This window comes from Streptomyces sp. 2P-4, from assembly GCF_030167965.1.
Classification (GTDB): Bacteria; Actinomycetota; Actinomycetes; order Streptomycetales; family Streptomycetaceae; genus Streptomyces; species Streptomyces globosus_A.
In genome coordinates this window covers 703,902-729,943 of record NZ_CP095011.1, presented here as the reverse complement: position 1 = coordinate 729,943, position 26,042 = coordinate 703,902, and the positions used below count along the sequence as shown (strand labels likewise).

Below are 26,042 nucleotides of genomic sequence, written 5' to 3'. Positions count from 1 at the left end.
ATGGCCACGCCCACGCCCCACGACAAGGTCGTCGAAGCGCTCCGGTCCTCGATGAAGGAGACCGAGCGGCTGCGGCGCCAGAACCTGAACCTGGTCGCCGCAGCCACCGAACCCATCGCCGTCGTGGCCATGGGCTGCCGCTACCCGGGCGGGGTCCACTCGCCCGAGGACCTGTGGGACCTCGTCGCCGCCGGAACCGACGCCATGTCGGACTTCCCGGCCGACCGGGGCTGGGACCTCGACGCCCTGCGCGGCGCCGGAGTCGACTCCCGCGGCCACGGCGTGAGCCGTGGCGGCGGGTTCCTCGACGACGTGGCCGGCTTCGACGCGGACTTCTTCGGCATCTCGCCGCGGGAGGCCGTGTCGATGGACCCCCAGCAGCGGCTGCTGCTGGAGACCTCCTGGGAGGCGTTCGAACGGGCCGCAATCGATCCGTCCCGGCTGCGCGGCAGCCGGACCGGCGTCTTCATGGGCACCAACGGCCAGGACTACGCCTACCTCCTCGTCCGGTCCCTCGACGACGCCACCGGGGACATCGGCACCGGCATCGCCGCCAGTGCCGTCTCCGGCCGGCTCGCCTACCAGCTGGGCCTGGAAGGCCCGGCGGTGACCGTGGACACCGCCTGCTCGTCGTCCCTCGTCGCCCTGCACTGGGCCGTCCAGGCCCTCCGGGCGGGCGAATGCTCACTGGCCCTGGCCGGCGGAGTGAACATCATGTCCACGCCCGGCTCCCTCATGGAGTTCAGCCGGCAGGGCGGGCTGGCGGGGGACGGGCGGTGCAAGGCGTTCGCCGACGCCGCCGACGGCACCGGCTGGTCCGAGGGCGTGGGCGTACTCGTCCTGGAACGCCTGTCGGACGCCGTACGCAACGGGCGGCGCGTGCTCGGCGTCGTCCGTGGCTCCGCCGTGAACCAGGACGGCGCCAGCAACGGCTTCACCGCGCCGAACGGGCCGTCGCAGCAGCGGGTGATCCGTCAGGCGCTTGCGTCGGCGGGTCTGTCGCCGGCGGACGTGGATGTGGTGGAGGGGCACGGGACGGGTACGCCGCTGGGTGACCCGATCGAGGCCCAGGCGCTGTTGGCCACGTATGGCCGGGAGCGGGGGGAGGCGGGTCGGCCGCTTCTGCTCGGGTCGGTGAAGTCGAACATCGGTCATACGCAGGCCGCGGCGGGTGTGGCGGGTGTGATCAAGATGGTCATGGCGATGCGGGAGGGCGTGCTGCCGCGCACCCTGCACGTGGACGTGCCGTCCCGCCACGTCGACTGGTCGGCGGGCGGCGTGCGGCTGCTGACGGAGGCCGTCCGCTGGCCGTCCGGTGAACGCCTGCGCCGGGCGGGCGTGTCCTCGTTCGGCATCAGCGGGACGAACGCGCACGTGGTGCTGGAGGAAGCCCCCGCCGAACCGGCCGCCACCCCCTCGGACACCGGGGTGCTCGCCCCGTGGCTGGTGTCGGGCAAGTCGGCGTCCGCCCTGGACGCCCAGCTGGAACGGCTCACCGGGATCACGGGTTCCCCGCTCGACGTGGGCTTCTCGCTGGCCGCTTCGCGGGCGCGGTTCGCGCACCGGGCGGTGCTGGTGGACGGTGTCGAGATCGCCCGGGGGGTCGCACGCGAGCGGTCGCTGGCTTTCCTGTTCTCGGGTCAGGGGTCGCAGCGGTTGGGGATGGGGCGGGAGTTGTATGCCCGTTTTCCGGTGTTTGCGGCGGCGTTTGACGCGGTGTGTGCGGAGTTGGATGTTCCGGTTCGGGATGTGGTGTGGGGTGGTGACGAGGCGGCGCTGAACGGGACGGCGTGTGCGCAGGCGGCGTTGTTCGCGGTCGAGGTGGCGTTGTTCCGGTTGGTGGAGTCGTTGGGTGTGCGGCCGGGTTTTGTGGCCGGGCATTCGGTGGGTGAGGTGGCGGCTGCGCATGTGGCCGGGGTGTTGTCGCTGGCGGATGCGTGTGTGCTGGTGTCGGCGCGTGGTCGGCTGATGCAGGCGCTGCCCGGGGGCGGTGCGATGCTCGCTGTCCAGGCGACGGAGGAGGAAGTCGGTCCGCTGCTGGGTGAGACCGTGTCGGTTGCCGCCGTCAACGGACCGTCCTCCCTGGTCGTTTCCGGCGCCGAGGACGCCGTCGAGAAGATCGCCGTGCACTTCCGCGGCATGGGCCGCAAGACGACCCGGCTGCGGGTGTCGCATGCGTTCCACTCGCCGTTGATGGATCCGATGCTGGACGAGTTCCGTGCGGTGGTGTCCGGGCTGTCGTTCTCCGCTCCGGAGATCGCGATGGCGACGGATGCCGACCTGGTGTGTGATCCGGAGTACTGGGTGCGGCATGTGCGGGAGACGGTGCGGTTTGCCGACGTGGTGCGTTCGCTGGCGGAGCAGGGCGTCGACGCTTTTCTTGAGTTGGGTCCGGACGGGAGTCTGTGTGCGCTGGCCCAGTTGAGTGTGGAGGCCGAGGTCGCCGTCCCGGTGCTGCGCAAGGGGCGGGGTGAGGAGCGGGCGCTCGTCGACGGGCTGGCGCGACTCTTCTGCGCGGGCGTGGCGGTCGACTGGGCACGTCTGTACGACGGCACGGGCGCGCGTGGCGTCGACCTGCCGACGTACGCCTTCCAGCACGAGCGCTACTGGCCCGCACTCACGCCGGATGCCGGTGACGTCACCGCGGCCGGACTGATCGCCGACGCCCACCCCATGCTCGGAGCGGTCCTTCCGCTCGCCCAGTCGGAAGGCGTGGTCTTCACCAGCCGCCTCTCGACCCACGCGCAGCCCTGGCTGACGGGGCAGACGACGCCGGCGACCGGGCTGCTGGAACTGGCACTTCGCGTCGGCGACCACGTCGGCTGCGACCGGGTCGAACGCCTCGTGCACACCACCCCCCTCTCCCTGCCCGTGGACGGCAGTGTCATGGTCCAGGTGCGGGTGGGGGAGCCCGATGAGACGGGCGCCCGTACGGTCGCGTTCTTCTCGCGGGTCGACGGCGGGGGGTGGACGGAGCACGCGACCGGCATGCTCGTACCCGCTCCCGAGCGGCCGACGACGGACCTGGCAGGCGCTGACGAGGAGTTCACGCTGTCCGGTGAGGCGGCGCGGGAGGCGGACCGCTTCGGTCTGCACCCGGCGTTGCTGGCCGAGGTGGTGCGGGCGGCGGCGCGCGAGCGGGAGCTCGTGCCGGTGTCCTGGCGCGGGGTCGTGCTGCACGCCGTGGGCGCGTCGGTCGTGCGGGCGCGGATCGGGCGTACGGCTGAGGACTGCGTCTCGCTTGTGCTGGTGGACGCCGAGGGCGTGCCGGTGCTGACGGTTGAGGAGTTGGCCCTCGGCGCTCCTGCGGCGCCGGCCGGGCCCGCACTGCTGCGGGAAGGGCTGCTGCGCCTCGACTGGGTGCCCGCCGATGTGTCGGCGGCTGCCGCTGCCGACGACGCGGGGCCGACGGTTCTGCGTGTCGAGGGCGGCGAGACGGCCGAAGCGGTGCACGAAGTCTGTGCTCGTGTACTGGCTGCTCTGCAGGAATGGCTGGCGGGGGATCGGCCGACGGACGCCCGCCTGGCCGTCGTGGTACGGGGGGACCTGGCCGGAGCCGCTGTCTCGGGTCTCGTGCGGGCGGCGGAGTCGGAGAACCCGGGTCGCTTCCTGCTCGTCGACGTCGAGGACGACGGGGAGTGGCCGGTCGCCCGGGTCCTCGCGGCAGCCGAGCCCCACGTGCGGGTCCGGGGCGGTGTCGTGTACGTGCCGCGGCTGGGTCGGGTGGAGTCGTCGCTCGGTGTGGTGGGGTCGCCGTTGGGGGACGGGACTGTGCTGGTGACGGGTGGTACGGGTGGTCTGGGTCGTGAGGTGGCCCGGCATCTGGTGGCTGTTCACGGGGTGCGGCGTCTGTTGTTGGTGTCGCGTCGGGGGCTGGAGGCTCCGGGTGCGGTGGAGTTGCGGGATGAGCTGGTTGCTTCCAGTGTGGATGTGTCGGTGGTGGCGTGTGATGTGGCGGACCGGGATGCGCTGGCGGAGGTGTTGGCGGGGGTCGGGTTGTCGGCGGTGGTTCACGCCGCCGGTGTGCTGGATGACGGTGTGGTGACGTCGTTGACGGCTGAGCGGTTGTCGGGGGTGTTGCGTCCGAAGGTGGATGCGGCCTGGCATCTGCACGAGCTGACCCGTGGGATGGATCTGTCGGCGTTCGTGTTGTTCTCGTCGATCTCGGGTGTGATGGGTTCGGCGGGTCAGGGCAATTACGCGGCGGCGAACGTCTTCCTGGATGCGTTGGCGGCGTATCGCCGTGGTCTGGGTCTGGCGGGGCAGTCGCTGGCGTGGGGTGCGTGGGCGCCGTCGGGTGGTATGACGGCGACACTGTCCGAGGCGGACCGGCAGCGGATCGCAGCCTCCGGTGTTCCGCCGCTCTCCGTGGAGCAGGGGCTGGCGCTCCTGGATGCGGCGATGGCCACCGACCTGCCCTACCTCGTCCCCCTCGGCCGGCTCGCCACCGGAACCGGGCCACGCCCGGGGACCGACATACCGCCGCTCTTCCGCGGGCTGTTCAAGGGCGCCCGCCGGACGGCCGTGTCGGCGACCGCCGGTGCGCTCGGGCTTCGGCTCGACGCCCTGGCCGAGGAGGAACGGCTCCGGCACGTGCTGGACCTCGTACGCACCGAAGCGGCCGGAGTGCTCGGCCACACGCCGGGCACGACGGTCGACGCGGAGCGGGAGTTCAAGGACCTCGGCGTCGACTCCCTCACCGCACTCGAACTCCGCAACCGGCTCGGCCACGTCACCGGCCTGCGGCTGCCCGCCACCCTCGTCTTCGACTACCCCACCCCCACCGCCCTCGCCGCCCACCTCCTCGCCGAACTCCTCGGCCGGCAGCAGGCCGTGGACACGGACGGCCCGAAGGTGCCCGCAGCCGACGAACCGATCGCGATCGTCGGCATGGCCTGCCGGATGCCCGGCGGCGTGGACACACCGGAGGCCCTGTTCCGTATGCTCCTCGAAGGCCGGGAAGGGATGACGGACTTCCCCACCGACCGGGGCTGGGACCTGGCCGCTCTCTTCGGTGACAGCACCACCGGCAACCGGGGAGCCAGCGCGGCCCGGCGCGGCGGATTCCTCTCCACACTCGGTGACTTCGACGCCGGATTCTTCGGGATCTCGCCCCGCGAGGCCCTTGCCATGGACCCCCAGCAGCGGCTCCTGCTGGAGACCTCCTGGGAGGCGTTCGAGAGGGCCGGGATCGATGCCACCCGGCTGCGCGGCAGCCGGACCGGCGTGTTCGTGGGTACCACCGGCCAGGACTACGCGTCGCTCGTCATGAACTCGCGCGAGGATGTCGAGGGCCACGCCAGCACGGGTCTGGCGAACAGCGTTATCTCGGGGCGGGTGTCCTACGCCTTCGGACTCGAAGGCCCCGCCGTGACCGTGGACACCGCCTGCTCCTCCTCCCTCGTGGCCCTGCACCTGGCCGCCCAGTCCCTGCGCAGCGGCGAGTCCTCGCTCGCCCTCGCCGGCGGTGTCACCGTTCTGTCCACGCCGATGAGCTTCCTCGGCTTCAGCCGGCAGGGCGGGCTGGCGGGGGACGGGCGGTGCAAGGCGTTCGCGGATGCCGCCGACGGCACCGGCTGGTCCGAGGGGGTGGGCGTACTGGTTCTGGAGCGGCTTTCGGACGCCCGGCGCAACGGGCACGAGGTGCTGGCCGTGGTCCGTGGCTCGGCCGTGAACCAGGACGGTGCGTCGAACGGCCTGACCGCGCCGAACGGGCCGTCGCAGCAGCGGGTGATCCGTCAGGCGCTTGCGTCGGCGGGTCTGTCGCCGGCGGACGTGGATGTGGTGGAGGGGCACGGGACGGGTACGCCGCTGGGTGACCCGATCGAGGCCCAGGCGCTGTTGGCCACGTATGGCCGGGAGCGGGGGGAGGCGGGTCGGCCGCTTCTGCTCGGGTCGGTGAAGTCGAACATCGGTCATACGCAGGCCGCGGCGGGTGTGGCGGGTGTGATCAAGATGGTCATGGCGATGCGGGAGGGTGTGCTGCCGCGCACCCTGCACGTGGATGCGCCGTCCCGTCACGTCGACTGGTCGGCGGGCGCCATCGACCTCCTCACCGAGAACACGGCCTGGCCCGAAGCGGCGCGGCCGTGGCGGGCGGGTGTCTCCTCCTTCGGCCTCAGCGGCACCAACGCGCACGTCGTCCTGGAGCAGTCCGTCCCTTCACTCGCGGAACCGTCCGATGCGAAGACCGTGGCGCCCTGGGTGGTGTCGGGCAGGTCGGAGCAGGCGCTCGACGCGCAGCTGGGGAGACTGGCGGGCGTCGCCGGATCCGGGCTGGACGTGGGCTTCTCGCTGGCCGCTTCGCGGGCGCGGTTCGCGCACCGGGCGGTGCTGGTGGACGGTGTCGAGATCGCCCGGGGGGTGGCACGCGAGCGGTCGCTGGCGGTGCTGTTCTCGGGTCAGGGGTCGCAGCGGTTGGGGATGGGGCGGGAGTTGTATGCCCGTTTTCCGGTGTTTGCGGCGGCGTTTGACGCGGTGTGTGCGGAGTTGGATGTTCCGGTTCGGGATGTGGTGTGGGGTGGTGACGAGGCGGCGCTGAACGGGACGGCGTGTGCGCAGGCGGCGTTGTTCGCGGTCGAGGTGGCGTTGTTCCGGTTGGTGGAGTCGTTGGGTGTGCGGCCGAGTTTTGTGGCCGGGCATTCGGTGGGTGAGGTGGCGGCTGCGCATGTGGCCGGGGTGTTGTCGCTGGCGGATGCGTGTGTGCTGGTGTCGGCGCGTGGTCGGCTGATGCAGGCGCTGCCCGGGGGCGGTGCGATGCTCGCTGTCCAGGCGACGGAGGAGGAAGTCGGTCCGCTGCTGGGTGAGTCCGTGTCGGTTGCCGCCGTCAACGGACCGTCCTCCCTGGTCGTTTCGGGTGCCGAGGATGCCGTCGAGAGGATTGGCGTGCACTTCCGCGGCATGGGCCGCAAGACGACCCGGCTGCGGGTGTCGCATGCGTTCCACTCGCCGTTGATGGATCCGATGCTGGACGATTTCCGTGCGGTGGTGTCCGGGCTGTCGTTCTCCGCGCCGCGGATCCCGATGGCCGTGGATGCCGACCTGGTGCGCGATCCGGAGTACTGGGTGCGGCACGTCCGCGAGACCGTACGGTTCGCCGACGGTGTACGGGCCCTGCACACGGCGGGCGCCACCGCCTTCGCCGAGCTCGGCCCGGACGGCGTGCTGACCGCCCTCGCCCAGGAGGTCCTGAGTAGCGAGGACCCGCAGGGCATCGTGTTCACCCCGGTTCTGCGCAAGGGCCGGGAGGAGGAGGACACCCTCCTCGAAGGGCTGGCGCGGCTCTTCTGCGCGGGCGTCGCGGTGGACTGGACGCGCCTGTACGAGGACACCGGCGCCCGGCGGGTGGACCTGCCGACGTACGCCTTCCAGCGCGAGCGATACTGGCCCGTTCCGGCCGTCCGTACGGGCGACGTGGCCGGCGCCGGCCTCGCGGCGACCGGGCACGCCCTCCTGGGCGCCGCCGTGACGCCCGCCGACTCCGGCGGCAGCGTGCTGCTCACCGGCCGGCTGACCACGGCGGCGCTGCCGTGGCTCGACGGCCACCTCGCCGACGGGGCGGCCGTCCTCCCGAGCGAGGGTCTGCTGGAGATGGTGCTGCGAGCCGGGGAACAGGCCGGCTGTGAGCACATCGCAGAACTGGCCCTCACGGACCAGCCGCTCGTCCTCCCCGGCACGGGGGCCGTGGCGGTCCAGGTGACGGTCGGAGCTCCCGACGAGACCGGGGCCCGTACGGTCGGCTGCTACACACGCCCCGAGGAGACTGCCGACGGCCCGTGGACCTGCCACGCCACCGGACGTCTGACGCGCGAGCCGGCCGAGGTCAAGCCGATCGGTGACGGGACGTTGGTCGACGCCGCCCTGCCGGGTCGCGCCGAGGACGCCGGGCTCTACGGTCTGCACCCGGCGTTGCTGGCCGAGGTGGTGCGGGCGGCGACGGGCGAGCGGGAGCTGGTGCCGGTGTCCTGGCGCGGGGTGTCGCTGCACGCGGCGGGCGCGTCGGTGGTACGGGCCCGCATCGCGCCGACGGGAGAGGACCTTCTGGCCGTCGAGCTGGCGGACGCCGAGGGCGGGCCGGTCCTGTCCGTGGCGGAGCTGCGTCTCGGGGCCCCTGCGAGGCCGGCCGAGACGGTGCCGGGGCGCGACGGGCTGCTGCGCCTGGACTGGATTCCCGCGGACGGGACCGGAGCTTCCGCAGCCGACGACGCGGCGCTCACGGTCTTCCCCGTGTCCGGTGGTGATGCGCCGGAGGCCGTGCACGCGGCGTGTGTTCGTGTGTTGGCCGCGGTACAGGAGTTGCTGGCGGGGCCTGAGGGCGCGCGTCTGGTGTTCGTGACGCGGGGTGCGGTGTCGGGGGCCGATCTGGCGGGCGCCGCGGTGTGGGGCCTGGTGCGGGCCGCGGAGTCGGAGAACCCGGGCCGCTTCCTCCTCGTGGACGTCGACGACGACTCCGAGCTGTCCCTTGCACAGGTGCTCGCGGCAGGGGAGTCGCAGGTTCTCGTGCGGGGCGGTGTCGTGTACGTGCCGCGGCTGGGTCGGGTGGAGTCGTCGCTCGGTGTGGTGGGGTCGCCGTTGGGGGACGGGACTGTGCTGGTGACGGGTGGTACGGGTGGTCTGGGTCGTGAGGTGGCTCGGCATCTGGTGTCGGTGCATGGGGTGCGGAGTTTGCTGTTGGTGTCGCGTCGGGGGCTGGGTGCTCCGGGTGCGGTGGAGTTGCGGGATGAGTTGGCTGCTTCCGGTGCGGATGTGTCGGTGGTGGCGTGTGATGTGGCGGATCGGGATGCGCTGGCGGAGGTGTTGGCGGGGGTCGGGTTGTCGGCGGTGGTTCACGCCGCCGGTGTGCTGGATGACGGTGTGGTGACGTCGTTGACGGCTGAGCGGTTGTCGGGGGTGTTGCGTCCGAAGGTGGATGCGGCCTGGCATCTGCACGAGCTGACCCGTGGGATGGATCTGTCGGCGTTTGTGTTGTTCTCGTCGGTCTCGGGTGTGATGGGTTCGGCGGGTCAGGGCAATTACGCGGCGGCGAACGTCTTCCTGGATGCGTTGGCGGCGTATCGCCGTGGTCTGGGTCTGGCGGGGCAGTCGCTGGCGTGGGGTGCGTGGGCGCCGTCGGGTGGTATGACGGCGACACTGTCCGAGGCGGACCGGCAGCGGATCGCAGCCTCGGGTGTTCCGCCGCTCTCCGTGGAGCAGGGGCTGGCGCTCCTGGATGCGGCGATGGCCACCGATCTGCCCTACCTCGTCCCCCTCGGCCGGATGTCCGGCACGGGCGCACCCCGGATGCGCGGCGAAGTGCCGCCGCTGCTGCGCGGCCTCATCAAGAGCGCCAAGCGGCAGGCCGCCGCCGGCGGCCCCGCGGCCGGCACCCAGGACATGCTCGCCGCCCGGCTCCGGGAACTGCGAGAAGGCGAGCGGCTGCGGCACGTACGGGAACTCGTGCAGGCAGAGGCGGCGGCCGTGCTCCGGCACACATCAGCCCAGGCCGTCGACGCAGGAACGGAGTTCAAAGACCTCGGCGTCGACTCCCTCACCGCGCTGGAGCTGCGCAACGGGCTCACGGCCGTCACCGGCCTGCGCCTGCCCGCCACCCTCGTCTTCGACTACCCGACGCCGAACGACCTGGCCGAGTACCTGCTGGCCACCCTGCTTCACGAACACCGGGGCGACCGCGACGAGCAGTACGCCCTCCTCGCCGAACTCGACCGGCTGGACGCCGCCTTGACCGCGGCCGATCCCGACGAACACACCCGCGCGGCGGTCTCCCTCCGGCTGCGCCACCTCGTGGAGAAGTGGCGAGCCGGCGACGAGGACTCCGCCTCCGCCGATGTCGCGGAGCGGATCGAATCCGCCACCACCGACGAAGTGCTCGCGTTCATCGACAACGAGCTCGGCCGTCTGAACGACCGCTGATCCGGCCGTCTGTCGTCTTTCACCTCTTCTCCATCGCTGTAGGAAGGCTCCACCCCCATGTCGAACGACAGCAAGCTCGTTGACTACCTCAAGTGGGTCACCGCTGATCTGCACCAGACGCGCCAACGACTGCTGGAAGTCGAGTCGGAGAAGCAGGAGCCGATCGCGATCGTCGGTATGTCGTGCCGCCTCCCCGGCGGTGTGCGCTCGCCCGAGGACCTGTGGCGGCTCGTGACGGAGGGCCGCGACGGCATCTCCCCCTTCCCCACCGACCGGGGCTGGAACCTGGAGGCCCTGTCCGGCGACGGGAACGGCAGCAGCGCCTCGGTGGAGGGCGGCTTCGTCGACGCAGCGGCCTTCGACGCGGACTTCTTCGGGATCTCCCCGCGTGAGGCGATGGCGATGGACCCCCAGCAGCGACTGCTGCTGGAGACCTCCTGGGAGGCGTTCGAACGGGCCGGGATCGACCCGGCGACCCTGCGCGGCAGCCGCACCGGCGTCTTCGTCGGCACGGCGGGCGTGGACTACGTGGGCGTGGTCATGAACTCCCTGGAGGACGTGGAGGGCCATGCGACGACCGGCCTGACGGCCAGCGTCCTCTCCGGCCGCATCTCGTACGCCTTCGGGCTGGAAGGCCCGGCGGTGACCCTCGACACCGCCTGCTCGTCCTCGCTCGTCGCACTCCACGTCGCCGCGCACGCCCTGCGCTCGGGGGAGTGCACCATGGCCCTGGCCGGCGGTGTGACCGTCCTGTCCACGCCGATGAGCTTCTCCGGCTTCAGCCGGCAGGGCGGGCTGGCGGGGGACGGGCGGTGCAAGGCGTTCGCGGATGCCGCCGACGGCACCGGCTGGTCCGAGGGGGTGGGCGTACTGGTTCTGGAGCGGCTCTCGGACGCCCGGCGCAACGGGCACGAGGTGCTGGCCGTGGTCCGTGGCTCGGCCGTGAACCAGGACGGTGCGTCGAACGGCCTGACCGCGCCGAACGGGCCGTCGCAGCAGCGGGTGATCCGTCAGGCGCTTGCGTCGGCGGGTCTGTCGCCGGCGGACGTGGATGTGGTGGAGGGGCACGGGACGGGTACGCCGCTGGGTGACCCGATCGAGGCCCAGGCGCTCCTGGCCACCTACGGCGAGAACCGTGCCGGGGGCCGGCCGCTCCTGCTCGGCTCGCTCAAGTCGAACATCGGTCATACGCAGGCCGCGGCGGGTGTGGCGGGTGTGATCAAGATGGTCATGGCGATGCGGGAGGGCGTGCTGCCGCGCACCCTGCACGTGGACAAGCCGACCACGCACGTGGACTGGTCGGCCGGTGAGGTCTCCCTGCTGACCGAACAGACGGACTGGCCGGCCACGGGCCGCCCGCGCCGGGCCGCCGTGTCGGCCTTCGGCATCAGCGGCACCAACGCCCACACGATCATCGAGCAGAGTCCGACAGCCGAAAGCGAGCCGACGGGGTCGACGGAGCCCGCCGAGCCGGCCGTGACACCGGCCGTCGCTCCGTGGGTGGTGTCGGGCAAGTCCCCGGCCGCGCTGGACGCGCAGCTCGTCCGCCTGGGCGCCGCGCCCGGAAAGTCCGCGACGGACGTCGGCTACTCCCTGGCCGCGCGACGTGCGAGCCTGACGCACCGGGCGGTGCTGGTGGACGGGGTCGAGGTTGCGCGGGGGGTGGCCGGGGACCGGTCCGTGGCTTTCCTGTTCTCGGGTCAGGGGTCGCAGCGGTTGGGGATGGGGCGGGAGTTGTATGCCCGTTTTCCGGTGTTTGCGGCGGCGTTTGACGCGGTGTGTGCGGAGTTGGATGTTCCGGTTCGGGATGTGGTGTGGGGTGGTGACGAGGCGGCGCTGAACGGGACGGCGTGTGCGCAGGCGGCGTTGTTCGCGGTCGAGGTGGCGTTGTTCCGGTTGGTGGAGTCGTTGGGTGTGCGGCCGGGTTTTGTGGCCGGGCATTCGGTGGGTGAGGTGGCGGCTGCGCATGTGGCCGGGGTGTTGTCGCTGGCGGATGCGTGTGTGCTGGTGTCGGCGCGTGGTCGGCTGATGCAGGCGCTGCCCGGGGGCGGTGCGATGGCGGCGGTCCAGGCGACGGAGGAGGAAGTCGGTCCGCTGCTGGGCGAGTTTGTGTCGGTTGCCGCCGTCAACGGCCCGTCGGCTGTGGTGGTTTCGGGTGCCGAGGTCGCGGTTGAGGCCGTTCGGACCCACTTCGAGGCCCTGGGCCGCAAGACGACCCGGTTGCGGGTGTCGCATGCGTTCCACTCGCCGTTGATGGATCCGATGCTGGACGAGTTCCGTGCGGTGGTGTCCGGGCTGTCGTTCTCCGCTCCGGAGATCGCGATGGCGACGGATGCCGACCTGGTGTGTGATCCGGAGTACTGGGTGCGGCATGTGCGGGAGACGGTGCGGTTTGCCGACGCGGTGCGTTCGCTGGCGGAGCAGGGCGTCGACACGTTTCTTGAGCTGGGTCCGGACGGGAGCCTGTGTGCGCTGGCCCAGTTGAGTGTGGAGGCCGAGGTCGCCGTCCCGGTGCTGCGCAAGGGGCGGGGTGAGGAGCGGGCGCTCGTCGACGGGCTGGCACGGCTGTACTGCGCGGGCGTGGCGGTCGACTGGGCACGTCTGTACGACGGCACGGGCGCGCGTGGCGTCGACCTGCCGACGTACGCCTTCCAGCACGAGCGCTACTGGCCGAGGCCCGCGCTGCCCGTGGGCGATGTCGCCGGCGCCGGACTCCGACCCGCCGAGCACCCGCTGCTGGGCGCTGCCGTCTTCCTGGCCGGCTCGGACGGGACGGTGCTCACGGGGCGCCTGTCCTGTGCCTCCCAGCCCTGGCTGGCGGAACACGTGGTGGACGGCCAGGTGGTCTTCCCGGCGACGGGCCTGCTGGAACTTGCCCTCCGGGCCGCCGACCAGGTCGGCTGTGGCCGCGTCCAGGAGCTGACGCACACCGAGCCGCTCGTGCTCGCCATGGACGGCGCCGTTGCCGTCCAGGTGTGGGTGGGCGCACCGGACGAGAACGGAGGCCGGCCCGTCACGCTGCACTCACGGCGCGAGCAGGACTCCGATGCCGAGTGGACCGAGCACGCCGCAGGCGTGCTGGTCACCGGTTCACCCGCCGTGGTGACGGACGCCCACGGAGCCGAGGCGGAGTTCGTGCTGTCGGGCGAGGTGGCGCGGGAGGCGGACCGTTTTGGTCTGCACCCGGCGTTGCTGGCCGAGGTGGTGCGGGCGGCCGCGGAGGGCCGGGAGCTGGTGCCGGTGGCCTGGCGTGGTGTGTCGCTGCATGCGGCGGGCGCGTCGGCCGTGCGGGCGCGGATCGGGCGTACGGCTGAGGACTGCGTCTCGCTCGTGCTGGTGGACGCCGAGGGCGCACCGGTGCTGTCGGTGGCGGAGCTCCGTCTCGGAGCTCTCGCGATGCCCGTGGAGACGGTGCCGGGGCGCGACGGGCTGCTGCGCCTGGAGTGGACCCCGGCGGACCTCTCGGGAGGCTCTGCTGTCGACGACGCGGCGCTCACGGTCTTCTCCGTCGAGAGCGGTGTCTCGCCCGAGGCGGTCCACGCGGCGTGCGCCCGGGCCCTCGCCGCGGTGCAGGAGTTGCTGGCGGGGCCCGACGGTTCGCGTCTGGCGTTCGTGACGCGGGGTGCGGTGTCGGGGGCCGACCTGGCGGGCGCCGCGGTGTGGGGCCTGGTGCGGGCGGCGGAGTCCGAGAACCCGGGCCGCTTCCTCCTCGTGGACGTCGACGACGATTCCGAGCTGTCCCTCGCGCAGGTGCTTGCGGCGGGGGAGTCGCAGGTTCTCGTCCGGGGCGGTGTGGCCCATGTGGGCCGCCTCGCGCGACTGGGCCGGGATGCCGGTGTGGTGGGGTCGCCGTTGGGGGACGGGACTGTGCTGGTGACGGGTGGTACGGGTGGTCTGGGTCGTGAGGTGGCCCGGCATCTGGTGGCTGTTCACGGGGTGCGGCGTCTGTTGTTGGTGTCGCGTCGGGGGCTGGATGCTCCGGGTGCGGTGGAGTTGCGGGATGAGCTGGTTGCTTCCGGTGCGGATGTGTCGGTGGTGGCGTGTGATGTGGCGGACCGGGATGCGCTGGCGGAGGTGTTGGCCGGGGTGGGGTTGTCGGCGGTGGTTCACGCCGCCGGTGTGCTGGATGACGGTGTGGTGACGTCGTTGACGGCTGAGCGGTTGTCGGGGGTGTTGCGTCCGAAGGTGGATGCGGCCTGGCATCTGCACGAGCTGACGCAGGGCCTTGACCTGTCGGCGTTTGTGTTGTTCTCGTCGGTCTCGGGTGTGATGGGTTCGGCGGGTCAGGGCAATTACGCGGCGGCGAACGTCTTCCTGGATGCGTTGGCGGCGTATCGCCGTGGTCTGGGTCTGGCGGGGCAGTCGCTGGCGTGGGGTGCGTGGGCGCCGTCGGGTGGTATGACGGCGACACTGTCCGAGGCGGACCGGCAGCGGATCGCGGCTTCCGGTGTTCCGCCGCTCTCCGTGGAGCAGGGGCTGGCGCTCCTGGATGCGGCGATGGCCACCGACCTGCCCTACCTCGTCCCCCTCGGCCGGCTCGCCACCGGAACCGGGGCACGGCTGCGCGGCGACGTGCCCACCATGTTCCGGGGGCTGGTCCGCGGCGGGCGGCGGATGGCCGCCACCACCGCGGGCGGAGCCGCGACGGCCGTCGCGCTCGCCGCCCGGCTGTGGGAGCTGCGCGAGGCCGAACGCACCCGCACCGTCGTCGAGATGGTGCGCACGGAAGCGGCAGCCGTCCTCGGGCACGCCTCCGCACAGACCATCGGCGCGGACCGGGACTTCCACGACCTGGGACTCGACTCCCTCACCGCCCTGGAGCTCCGCAACCGCCTCACCGAGGCCACCGGCCTGCGGCTGCCCGCCACCCTCGTCTTCGACTACCCCACCCCCACCGCGCTCGCCACCCACCTCCTCGCCGAACTCCTCGACGAGAACGGCGACGTACGCCTGCCGGCCGCCGTGGCCACCGGAGCGGCCGACGACCCGATCGCGATCGTCGGCATGGCCTGCCGCCTGCCCGGCGGCATCGACTCGCCCGAGGACCTGTGGGACCTCGTCCTCGAAGGCCGGGAAGGGATCGCCGACTTCCCCACCGACCGCGGCTGGGACCTGGACACCCTCCTCGGCGCCGGCAGCGGCCCGGACGGCCGGGGCCGCAGTGCCACCGCCAAGGGCGGATTCCTCCACGGGGTCGCCGAGTTCGACGCCGGATTCTTCGGGATCTCGCCGCGCGAGGCCCTCGCCATGGACCCCCAGCAGCGGCTCCTGCTGGAAACCTCCTGGGAGGCCGTCGAGCGCGCCGCCATCGACCCGAACACCCTGCGCGGCAGCGCGACCGGCGTGTTCGTCGGCACCGGCGGCCAGGACTACCTCACCCTCGTGATGAACTCCACCGAGGACATCGAGGGCCACGCCGGCACCGGCCTCGCGGCCAGCGTCGTCTCCGGCCGCGTCTCCTACACCCTCGGCCTCGAGGGCCCGGCCGTCACCGTGGACACCGCCTGCTCCTCCTCCCTCGTGGCCATCCACCTGGCCGCCCAGTCCCTGCGCACCGGCGAGTCCTCCCTCGCCCTCGCCGGCGGCGTCACCGTGATGTCCTCCTCGCTGGGATTCCCCGGCTTCACCCGGCAGGGCGGCCTCGCCACCGACGGGCGCTGCAAGGCGTACGCGGACGCCGCCGACGGCACCGGCTGGTCCGAGGGCGTGGGCGTCCTCGTCCTGGAACGGCTCTCGGACGCCCGCCGCAACGGGCACCAGGTGCTGGCGCTGGTACGCGGCTCCGCCGTCAACCAGGACGGCGCCTCGAACGGCCTCACCGCCCCCAACGGGCCGGCCCAGCAGCGGGTCATCCGGCAGGCCCTCGCCAACGCGGGCCTGACGCCCGCCGACGTCGACGTGGTCGAGGGGCACGGCACCGGTACGACCCTCGGCGACCCCATCGAGGCGCAGGCGCTGCTGGCCACCTACGGCCGGGAGCGCGGCGAGGGCGGCCGGCCGCTCCTCCTCGGCTCGCTCAAGTCGAACATCGGGCACACCCAGGCCGCGGCCGGTGTGGCCGGTGTGATCAAGATGGTCATGGCCATGCGCCACTCGACCGCCCCGCGGACCCTGCACGTGGACGCACCCTCCACCCACGTCGACTGGTCCGCCGGAGACGTGCGGCTGCTCTCGGAGACCACGCCGTGGCCGTCCGTCGACAGGCCGCGCCGCGCCGCCGTGTCGGCGTTCGGCATCAGCGGCACCAACGCCCACACGATCATCGAGCAGGCGCCGCCGGCCGACGCGCCCGACGCGGACCCCTCCGCTCTGCCCGCGGTCGCGCCCTGGGTGGTGTCCGGCACGTCCGAGACCGCCCTCGACGCGCAGATCGACCGGCTGACCGCCCACGCCGGCGCCCTGCCCGCCCTGGACGTCGCGTACTCGCTGGCGGCGGGACGCGGCGTGTTCGAGCACCGGGCCGTCCTCGTGGACGGAGCCGAGATCGCCCGTGCGGCAGCCGCGGAGAGCCGGATCACGGCCGTGCTCTTCTCCGGACAGGGCTCCCAGCGGCTCGGCATGGGCCGCGAGCTGTACGCCCGCTTCCCGGTGTTCGCCGAGGCCTTCGATGCCGTGAGCGCGGCCCTCGACGAGCACCTCGACCGTCCCGTCCGCACGGTCGTGTGGGGTGAGGACGAGGACACGCTGAACGGCACCGCGTATGCGCAGGCGGGCTTGTTCGCCACCGAGGTGGCGCTGTACCGGCTGGTCGAATCGCTGGGTGTGGAACCCGGGTTCGTCGCCGGCCACTCGGTCGGCGAGATCGCCGCCGCTCACGTCGCAGGGGTCTTCGGCCTCGCCGACGCCTGCGCGCTCGTAGCGGCGCGCGGCCGGCTGATGCAGGCCCTCCCCGAGGGCGGAGCCATGACGGCCGTGCAGGCCACCGAGGAGGAGCTGCGGGCGCTGCTCGACACGGACACGCTGCCGGAGACGGTGTCGATCGCGGCCGTCAACGGGCCGTCCTCGGTGGTCGTCTCCGGCGCCGCCGACGCGGTCGCGCGGATCGGCGCGCACTTCGAGGCCGCGGGCCGCAAGGCCACCCGGCTGCGGGTGTCGCACGCCTTCCACTCCCCGCTGATGGACCCCATGCTGGACGGGTTCCGGGCCGTGGCGGCCCGGATCGCCTACGCCGAGCCGCAGCTGGCACTCGTGTCGAACCTGACGGGTGCGGTGGCCGGCCCGGGCCTCGTCACCACCCCCGACTACTGGGTGCGGCACGTCCGCGAGACCGTACGGTTCGCCGACGGGATCGGCGCGCTGCGCGAGGCCGGAGTCTCCGCGTTCCTGGAACTCGGCCCCGACGGCATCCTCACCGCAGCCACCCGGACCGCCCTCGGAGCCCAGGACGACGTCTGCGTCGCCGTGCCCGCGCTGCGGGCCGGGAGGCCGGAGGAGCGGGTGCTGGTCGAGGCGCTCGCCCGGCTGCACGTCAACGGTGTACGCGTCGACTGGACGCGGCTCTTCGACGGCACCGCCGCCCGGACCGTCGACCTGCCCACCTACGCCTTCCAGCGCACCCGCCACTGGCCGCAGACCGGCTCCGCCGTCCCGACCGCCGACACCACCCGCGCCGATTCCGCCGACGCGGAGTTCTGGACGGCCGTCGAGAGCGGGGACCTGGCCGCCCTGGCCACCGACCTCCGCGTGGACGGCGACGCGCTCGGCGCCGTGCTGCCCGCCCTGTCGGACTGGCGCAGGCACCGCCGCGACCAGGCGCTGCTCGACGCCCTGCGGTTCCACGAGACGTGGCAGCCGCTGGGCGCCGTGGCGGAGGGCAGGCCCGCCGGGACCTGGCTCGTGGTCACGCCCGCCGAGGGCGCGGACGACGGCTGGACCGCCGCCGTACGGGAAGCGGCCGGCCCCGACGCCCTGCACCTCACCGTGGAAGCGGGAACGGACCGGACCTCGCTGGCCGCCACGCTGCGACGACTCACTCACCCCGCGGCGGGATTCGCGGGCGTGCTCGCGCTGCCCGCCCCGGCTCCGGCCGAGGCCGCCGCGGCGACGGCCGTGCTCTTCCAGGCCCTGGCCGACGCCGGGATCACCGCTCCCCTGTGGTGCGCGACCCGCGGCGCGGTTGCCGTCGCCCGGACCGAGGACCTGCCGTCCCCGGCCCAGGCCGGCATCTGGGGACTCGGCCGGGTCGCCGCCCTGGAACACCCGCAGCGCTGGGGCGGGCTCATCGACCTGCCCGAAACGCTCGGCGCGCGGGCCGCCCGGCGGCTCAGCGCCGTCCTGGCCGGCCTGGACGGCGAGGACCAGATCGCGGTGCGCGACTCCGCCGTGTACGTACGACGGCTGGTGCCCGCGCCCGCCGGCTCGCCGGACGCGGGCTGGCAGCCCGCCGCCGCACACGCCGACGGCACCGTGCTGGTCACCGGCGGCACCGGCGGCCGGGGCAGCCGTACCGCCCGCTGGCTCGCGGCCGCGGGCGTACGCCACCTGCTGCTCGTCGGCCGGCGCGGCCCCGCCGCTCCCGGCAGCGCCGAACTCGTCGCCGAACTGCGCGCCCTGGGCGCCGAAGCCACCGTCGTGGCCTGTGACACCGCCGACCGGGACGCCCTGGCCGCCGTACTCGCGGCCGTCCCCGCCGAGCACCCGCTCACGGCCGTGGTCCACGCGGCCGGCACCGTCGACGACGGGGTGCTGGACGACCTGACCCCGCAGCGGCTGACCGCCGTACACCGCGCCAAGGCGCTGACGGCACTCCACCTGGACGAACTGACGCAGGGCCTCGACCTGTCGGCGTTCGTGCTCTTCTCCTCCGTGGCCGGTGCCGTCGGCACCCCCGGCCGGGCGGCCGCCGCCGCCGCGAACGCCGTCCTCGACGCGCTCGCCCAGCAGCGCCACGCGCGCGGCCTGCCCGCCACCTCCCTGGCCTGGGGCGCCTGGATGGACGGCGAACCGGCCGCCGGTGAACCCGTGGAGCCCGGCACGGCCGACCGCGGCCCGGCCTCCGCCGAGGCCGGCGCGCCGGGTGCCCGCCGGACGGCGGCTCCCGCCGTGCACCCCGAGCTGGCACTCGCCGCCCTGCGGCAGGCCGTCACCCGGCCGGCCCCGACCCTGATCATGCTCGACCTGCGCCAGCCGCAGATCCTCGACACCCTCGTGGGACTGCGCGGCAACCCGCTGCTGGCCGGACTCCCGGCCGCCCGACAGGCCCTCGCCGCCGCCGAGACGGCCCGCGAGGACATCAGCTCGCAGGCACACGAACTCACCCTGCGCCTGCGGGCCCTGCCCTCCGCCGACCGCCCGACCCTCGTCACCGACCTGGTCCGCACCCACGTGGCGGCGGTCCTCGGCCACACCGGCAAGGCGGCCGTCGCCGCCGACCGCAAGTTCCGCGACCTCGGGTTCGACTCGCTCACCGCCGTCGACCTCTCCGCCCGCCTCGGCCTCGCCACCGGCGTCAAGCTGTCCGCCACGGCCGTCTACGACTACCCGACCGCCACCGCCCTCGCCCGGCACCTCCTCGGTGAACTGCTCGACGAGCAGAAACCGGACGGCACGGACGCCGCCGCGCCCCGCACCGCCGCCGACGACGACCCGATCGCCATCATCGGCATGGCCTGCCGCCTGCCCGGCGGGGTCCGCACCCCCGAGGACCTGTGGCAGCTGGTCTCCACCGGCGGAGACGGCATCGAACCCTTCCCCACCGACCGCGGCTGGGACCTGGCGGCCCTCCGCTCCGGCGACCGCGACGGACGGGGCCGCAGCGCCACCCTGGAAGCCGGATTCGTCCCCGGCGTAGCCGACTTCGACGCCGGCTTCTTCGGGATCTCGCCCCGTGAGGCGATGGCGATGGACCCCCAGCAGCGCCTGCTGCTGGAAACCTCCTGGGAGGCCGTCGAGCGGGCCGGCATCGCACCCGACACCCTGCACGGCAGCCGCACCGGCGTGTTCGTCGGCACCAGCGGCCTCGACTACGCGACGCTGATGATGAACTCCCGCGAGGACATCGGCGCCCACGCCGGCACCGGCCTCGCCTCCAGCGTGCTGTCCGGGCGCGTCTCCTACGTCCTCGGCCTCGAAGGCCCCGCCGTCACCGTCGACACCGCCTGCTCCTCCTCCCTGGTGGCCCTGCACTCGGCCGGCCAGGCGCTGAGGGCCGGCGAATGCTCGCTGGCCCTCGCCGGCGGCGTCACCGTCATGGCGACCCCCGTCGGCTTCACGGGCATGACCGTCCAGGGCGGCATCGCCGCCGACGGCCGCTGCAAGGCGTACTCGGACGCCGCCGACGGCACCAACTGGTCCGAGGGCGTCGGCATGCTCGTCCTGGAACGCCTCTCCGACGCCCGGGCCAACGGACACGAGGTCCTGGCGCTCGTACGCGGCTCCGCCGTCAACCAGGACGGCGCCTCCAACGGCATCACCGCCCCCAACGGCCCCTCCCAGCAGCGCGTCATCCGCCAGGCCCTCGCCGCGGCCGGACTGACCCCGGCCGACGTGGACGCCGTCGAGGGCCACGGCACCGGCACCGCCCTCGGCGACCCCATCGAGGCGCAGGCCCTCCTGGCCACCTACGGCCAGGGCCGCGACCCCGAGCGGCCGCTGCTGCTCGGCTCGCTGAAATCCAACATCGGGCACACCCAGGCCGCCGCCGGCGTGGCCGGCGTGATCAAGACCGTCCTCGCGCTGCGGCACGGCCTCCTGCCCAAGTCCCTCCACATCGACGAGCCCTCGACCCACGTCGACTGGACCGCCGGCGCCATCGACCTGCTCACCGAGGCCCGGCCGTGGCCCCGGACGGACCGCCCCCGGCGGGCCGGCGTGTCCTCCTTCGGCATCAGCGGCACCAACGCCCACACGATCATCGAGCAGGCCCCGTCCGGCGCGACCCCGCCCGCCGGGACCCCGGCGGACGCACCGCCCGCGGCACCGCTCGTGCGGCCCTCCGCCGTGCCGTGGCCGGTGTCCGGCGCGACCCCCGCCGCCCTGGACGAGCAGCTCGCCCGCCTCACGGCACACGCCGAGGGCCGTGACCCGCTCGACATCGGCCACTCCCTCGCCACCACCCGCAGCACCTTCGCGCACCGTGCCGTCCTCGTCGACGGCACGGAGGCCGCGCGGGGCGAGGCCGCCGCCCACACCACCGCCTTCCTCTTCTCCGGGCAGGGCGCGCAGCGCCTCGGCATGGGCCGCGAACTGTACGACCGCTTCCCGGTGTTCGCCGACGCCTTCGACGCCGTGTGCGAGGAGCTCGACCCCCGCCTGGAACGGCCGGTCCGCGAGGTCGTCTGGGGAGACGACGCCGAAGCGGCCGACCGGACGGAATACGCCCAGACCGGGCTGTTCGCCGTGGAGGTGGCCCTGTTCCGGCTGCTCACCTCCCTCGGCGTACGCCCCGACTTCGTCGCCGGCCACTCCGTCGGCGAGATCGCCGCCGCCCACGTGGCCGGGGTGCTCAGCCTCGCCGACGCGTGCACCCTGGTCGCCGCCCGGGGCCGGCTGATGCAGGCCCTGCCCGAAGGCGGCGCGATGGCCGCCCTCCAGGCCACCGAGGACGAAGTCCGCCCGCTGCTCACCGCGCGGGTGGCCGTCGCCGCCGTCAACGCACCGTCCTCGGTCGTCGTCTCCGGCGCCGCGGACGCGGTGGAGGCCGTACGGGACCACATCGAGCGCATGGGCCGCAGGACCAAGCGGCTGCGGGTCTCGCACGCCTTCCACTCCCCGCTGATGGACCCGATGCTGGACGAGTTCCGGGCCGTCGTCACCGGCCTGGCCTTCGCCGAGCCGGCCGTCCCGCTCGTCTCCACCCTCACCGGCGCCCAGGCCGGAGCCGAGCAGCTCCGCGACCCCGCCTACTGGGTCCGGCACGTGCGCGAAACGGTCCGCTTCGCCGACGCCGTGCGCGCCCTGCGCGACGCCGGAGCCTCCGCCTTCCTGGAGGTCGGCCCCGACGGCACCCTCGCCGCCCTGGCCCCCCAGAGCCTCGGCGAGGACACCGGCCACTGCGTCTGCGTGTCCAGCCTGCGCGCGGACCAGCCCGAGGAGAGCGCCCTGGCCACCGCCCTGGCCCGGCTGTACGTCAGCGGCGTGGCAGTCGACTGGCCGCGGATCTTCGACGGCACCGGCGCCCACACCACCGCCCTGCCCACGTACGCCTTCCGGCACGACCGGTACTGGCCGCGCCCCGCACCCCTGTCCGGGGACGTCACCTCGGCGGGCCTCGTCCCCGCCGCACACCCGCTGCTCGGCGCCGCCGTCCCGCTCGCCGGATCCGACGGCGCGCTGTTCACCAGCAGGCTCTCCCTCCGCGTCCACCCGTGGCTGCTCGACCACCGCACCGGCGGCGCCGCCCGCTTCCCGGCCACCGCCTTCCTCGAGCTCGCCGTCCAGGCGGGCGACCAGGTCGGCTGCGGACACCTCAAGGAGTTCACCGTCACCGCACCGCTGCCGCTCGACGGCGGCACCGAACCGGTCATCCAGGTCTGGGTCGGCGCGCCCGACGAGGACAGCGGGGACCGTTCCGTCGCCTGCTACGCGCGCCCCGGCGACGCGGCCCCCGAAGAACCCTGGACCCGGCACGCCGCCGGCACCCTGACCGCCCAGCCCTTCACCCCGCCGCAGGCCCCGCTGGTCTGGCCGCCCGCGGGCGCCGCGGCCGTCGACCTCGACGGCTTCTACGGCGACGGCGCACCCGGACCCGTCTTCCAGGGCCTGCACGCCGCCTGGCTGCACGGCGAGGAGGTGTTCGCCGAGGTACGGCTGGCCGGCGAGACCGCCGACGACGCCCGCTGGTTCGGCCTGCACCCCGCCCTGTCCGCGGCGGCCCTGCACGGCGCCGCCCTGCTCGGCCTCGGCGACGAGGACCGGCTGCCGCAGCCCCGGGCCTGGCAGGGACTCACCCTGCACGCAGGCGGCGCCTCCGTGCTGCGCGTCCGCCTGACCCGCTCCGGTGAGGACACGGTCGCCGTCGGCGCCTACGACGCCGAGGGCGCCCCCGTCCTGTCCGCCGAGTCGGTCACCCTGTCCGCGGCCGCCGAAGCCGGCACCGGCACCGCCCGCGCCACCGACCGCGAACCGCTGTTCCACATCGAGTGGATCCCGGCCGACACGGACGGCGCGGACACCGCAGCACCGGACGCCCGCGCCCTCGGCGCCGACGACCCGTACGGCCTCGGCTCCCGCACCGCCACCCTCGCCGAACTCGCCGCGCCCGGCGCCAACGTCCCGGACCTGGCCGTCGTACGCCTGCCCGAGTGCACCGGCGGCGACGTGCCCGCGGCCGTACACGCCCTGACCGGACAGGTCCTGGCCCTGGTGCGGGAGTGGCTGGACGGGGAGCGGTTCGCCGCCTCCCGGCTCGTCTTCGTCACCCGCCGGGCCGTCCGCGCCACCGACGGCGACACCGTCACCGACCTCACGGGAGGCGCCGCCTGGGGCCTGGTGCGCTCGGCGAACTCCGAGCACCCCGACCGGTTCGTCCTCCTCGACACCGAACGGGACACCGACGTCACCGACGCCCTCCCCCTGCTCGCCGGCCCGCTCGCCGCGGGCGAGGCCCAGTTCGCCGTACGCGACGGGGTGCTGCGCGTCGGCAGGCTCGCCCGGCTGGCCACCGCCCCGAGCCTGCTGCCGCCCGCCGGACAGGCATGGCGGCTGGCCCCGGCCGACGGCGGCGCGGCCGGCGACCTGCGGCTGGAGCCCTGCCCCGACGCGGCACGGCAGCTCGCCGACGACGAGGTACGCGTCGCCGTCGCGGCCGCCGGACTCACCGGCGAAACCGCCGACGGCCCCGCCGCCCGGATCGCCGGCACCGTCAGCGCCACCGGCCCCGGCGTGCACGGTCTGCGGGTAGGCGACCGGGTGACGAGCCTGCGGGCGGTGCCCGCCGGACCCGTCGCCGTCCTGGAGGAGAGCGGGCTCGCCCCCGTCCCCCACGGCCGGACGTGGGAACAGGCCGCCGCCGCCCCCGCCGCCCCCGCCGCCTCGTACGACATCCGGCACGCCCGGGCGGCCCTGCGCGCCCGCACCCCGGAGGGCGGGCCCCTGGACGGCACGGTGCTCACCATGCCGCCCGTGTGGAACCCCGAGGGAACCGTCCTGGTCACCGGTGGCACCGGCGCGCTCGGCCGGCACCTCGCCCGCAGGCTCGCCGCCCGCGGCGTCCGGCACCTGCTCCTCACCAGCCGGCGCGGCCCCGCCGCACCCGGCGCCGCCGAACTGGCCGCCGAACTGGAGAGCCTCGGCGTAGACGTCACCGTCGCCGCCTGCGACACCGCCGACCGGGAGGCCGCCGCCGCCCTGATCGCGGCCGTCCCGGCTGCGCACCCGCTCACCGCCGTGATCCACACGGCCGGTGTGCTCGACGACGGCGTCATCACCTCGCTGACGCCCGCACGGCTGTCGGACGTCCTGCGCCCCAAGGTCGACGCGGCCTGGCACCTGCACGAGCTGACCCAAGGGCTCGACCTGGCCGCCTTCGTGACGTTCTCGTCCATCGCCGGCGTCATGGGCAGCCCCGGCCAGGGCAACTACGCGGCCGCGAACTCCTTCCTCGACACCCTCGCCGACCACCGTGCCGCGCTCGGACTGCCCGGCACCTCGCTGGCCTGGGGCCCCTGGGTCCAGGACGACGGCATGACCAGCGAGCTCAGCGACACCGACATGCGGCGCATGCAGTCCGGCGGCATGCCCCCGCTCTCCATCGACCAGGGCCTCGCCCTGTTCGAGGCCGCCCTCGGCTCCGCCGAACCGCTCGTCATCCCGATCGGGCTGACCGGTGCCGGCATGCGCCCGCAGGGCGAGGTCCCCCCGCTGTTCCGCGGCCTGGTGCGCACCACCCGGCGCACCGCAGCCAACAGCGCGGGCGGCAAGGACGCCGCCGCCGACCTCGCCCGCCGGCTCCTCGCGCTCGGCGAGAAGGACCGCCTGCGGTACCTCACCGATCTGGTGCGGACCGAAGCCGCGACCGTGCTCGGCCACGCCTCCGCCGACGCCGTCGAGGCCGACCGGGACTTCTACGAGCTGGGCTTCGACTCGCTGACCGCCGTCGAACTGCGCAACAAGCTCGCCGCCTGCACGGGAATGCGGCTGTCCGCGACGGTCGTCTTCGACAACAAGACGCCCGCGGACCTGGCGGGCTGGCTGCGCGGCGAACTCGCCCAGCAGGCCAGGGCCGAGGACGGCACCGGCGCCACCCTGGCCCTGCCCTCCGGCGAGGCAGACCCCGGCTCCCTGGAGAACCTGTTCACCAGCGCCCTCGCCGACGGCAAGGCGGCCGAGGCCCAGCGCATGCTCGTCGCCGTGGCCGCGCTCCGCCCCAGCTTCGAGGCATCGGCCGAACTGGAGGACCTGCCCTACGCGTCCACCCTCGCCGAGGGCCCGGCCGCCCCCAAGCTCATCTGCATCAGCGCGCCCACCGCCAACGCGGGCGTCCACCAGTACGCCCGGCTCGCCGCTCACTTCCGCGGCAAGCGGGAGGTGGCGGCGCTGCCCCTGGTCGGGTTCGAGACCGGGGAACGGCTGCCCGCCACCCCGGAGGTCGCCACCCGGGTGATCGCCGAGAGCGCCCTGCGGGCGGCCGAGGGCAAGCCGTTCGCCCTCGTCGGCCACTCCTCCGGCGGCTCCTTCGCCTACGCGGCGGCCGGACTGCTGGAACACACCTGGGGCATCCGGCCCGCCGCCGTGGTGCTGCTGGACACGTACAGCTTCCAGCACAAGGACGACGAAGGCATCGACTACCAGGGCATGATGCGGCTCAACTTCGGCGCCACCGGCCCGCAGGCCCGTGCGGACGAGGGCCCCGTCGTCCGGCTCAGCAGCGCCCGGCTGTCGGCCATGGGCCGCTGGATGGTCCTCCTCAGCCGGCTCCAGGTGCAGCACACCAGCGCCCCCGTGCTCCTGGTGAAGTGCGCCAAGCAGCTGTTCGGAGCCGATGACCGGCCGATCGAACAGCAGCCTTCGGCCGAGCGCGCCCCCCTCGTCGCGGGAGCGCACGAGCGGCCCGTGGACGCCGACCACCTGTCGGTGATCCGGGAGGACTCGGCGCAGACCGCACAGATCATGGAGGAGTGGCTCACCGCGCACGCGCGCACCGGCCGCGGCTGACACGGGCCGACCTCCCCGGACCGGCGCACCGGACACCCCTC

Annotated in this window: 2 protein-coding genes; both read left to right on the top strand. The window is 73.9% G+C overall.

What is annotated here, in order from left to right; genetic code table 11:
* Window positions 1–9,909 (top strand): SDR family NAD(P)-dependent oxidoreductase, encoded by a 9,909-nt coding sequence (locus MUK52_RS03010; protein ID WP_284574477.1) that lies wholly within the window; start codon window positions 1–3, stop codon window positions 9,907–9,909.
* A 57-nt stretch (window positions 9,910–9,966) separates the two neighbouring features.
* The gene (locus tag MUK52_RS03005; protein ID WP_284574475.1) at window positions 9,967–26,001 is read left to right on the top strand and encodes a type I polyketide synthase; all 16,035 of its coding nucleotides are present in this window, start codon (window positions 9,967–9,969) and stop codon (window positions 25,999–26,001) included.
* Window positions 26,002–26,042: the final 41 nt, after the last annotated feature.

What these genes read in the sequence shown, in the direction of transcription:
- MUK52_RS03005 (WP_284574475.1), top strand. Translation starts at nt 9,967, where the DNA reads ATGTCGAACGACAGCAAGCTCGTTGACTACCTCAAGTGGGTCACCGCT.
- MUK52_RS03010 (WP_284574477.1), top strand. Translation starts at nt 1, where the DNA reads ATGGCCACGCCCACGCCCCACGACAAGGTCGTCGAAGCGCTCCGGTCC.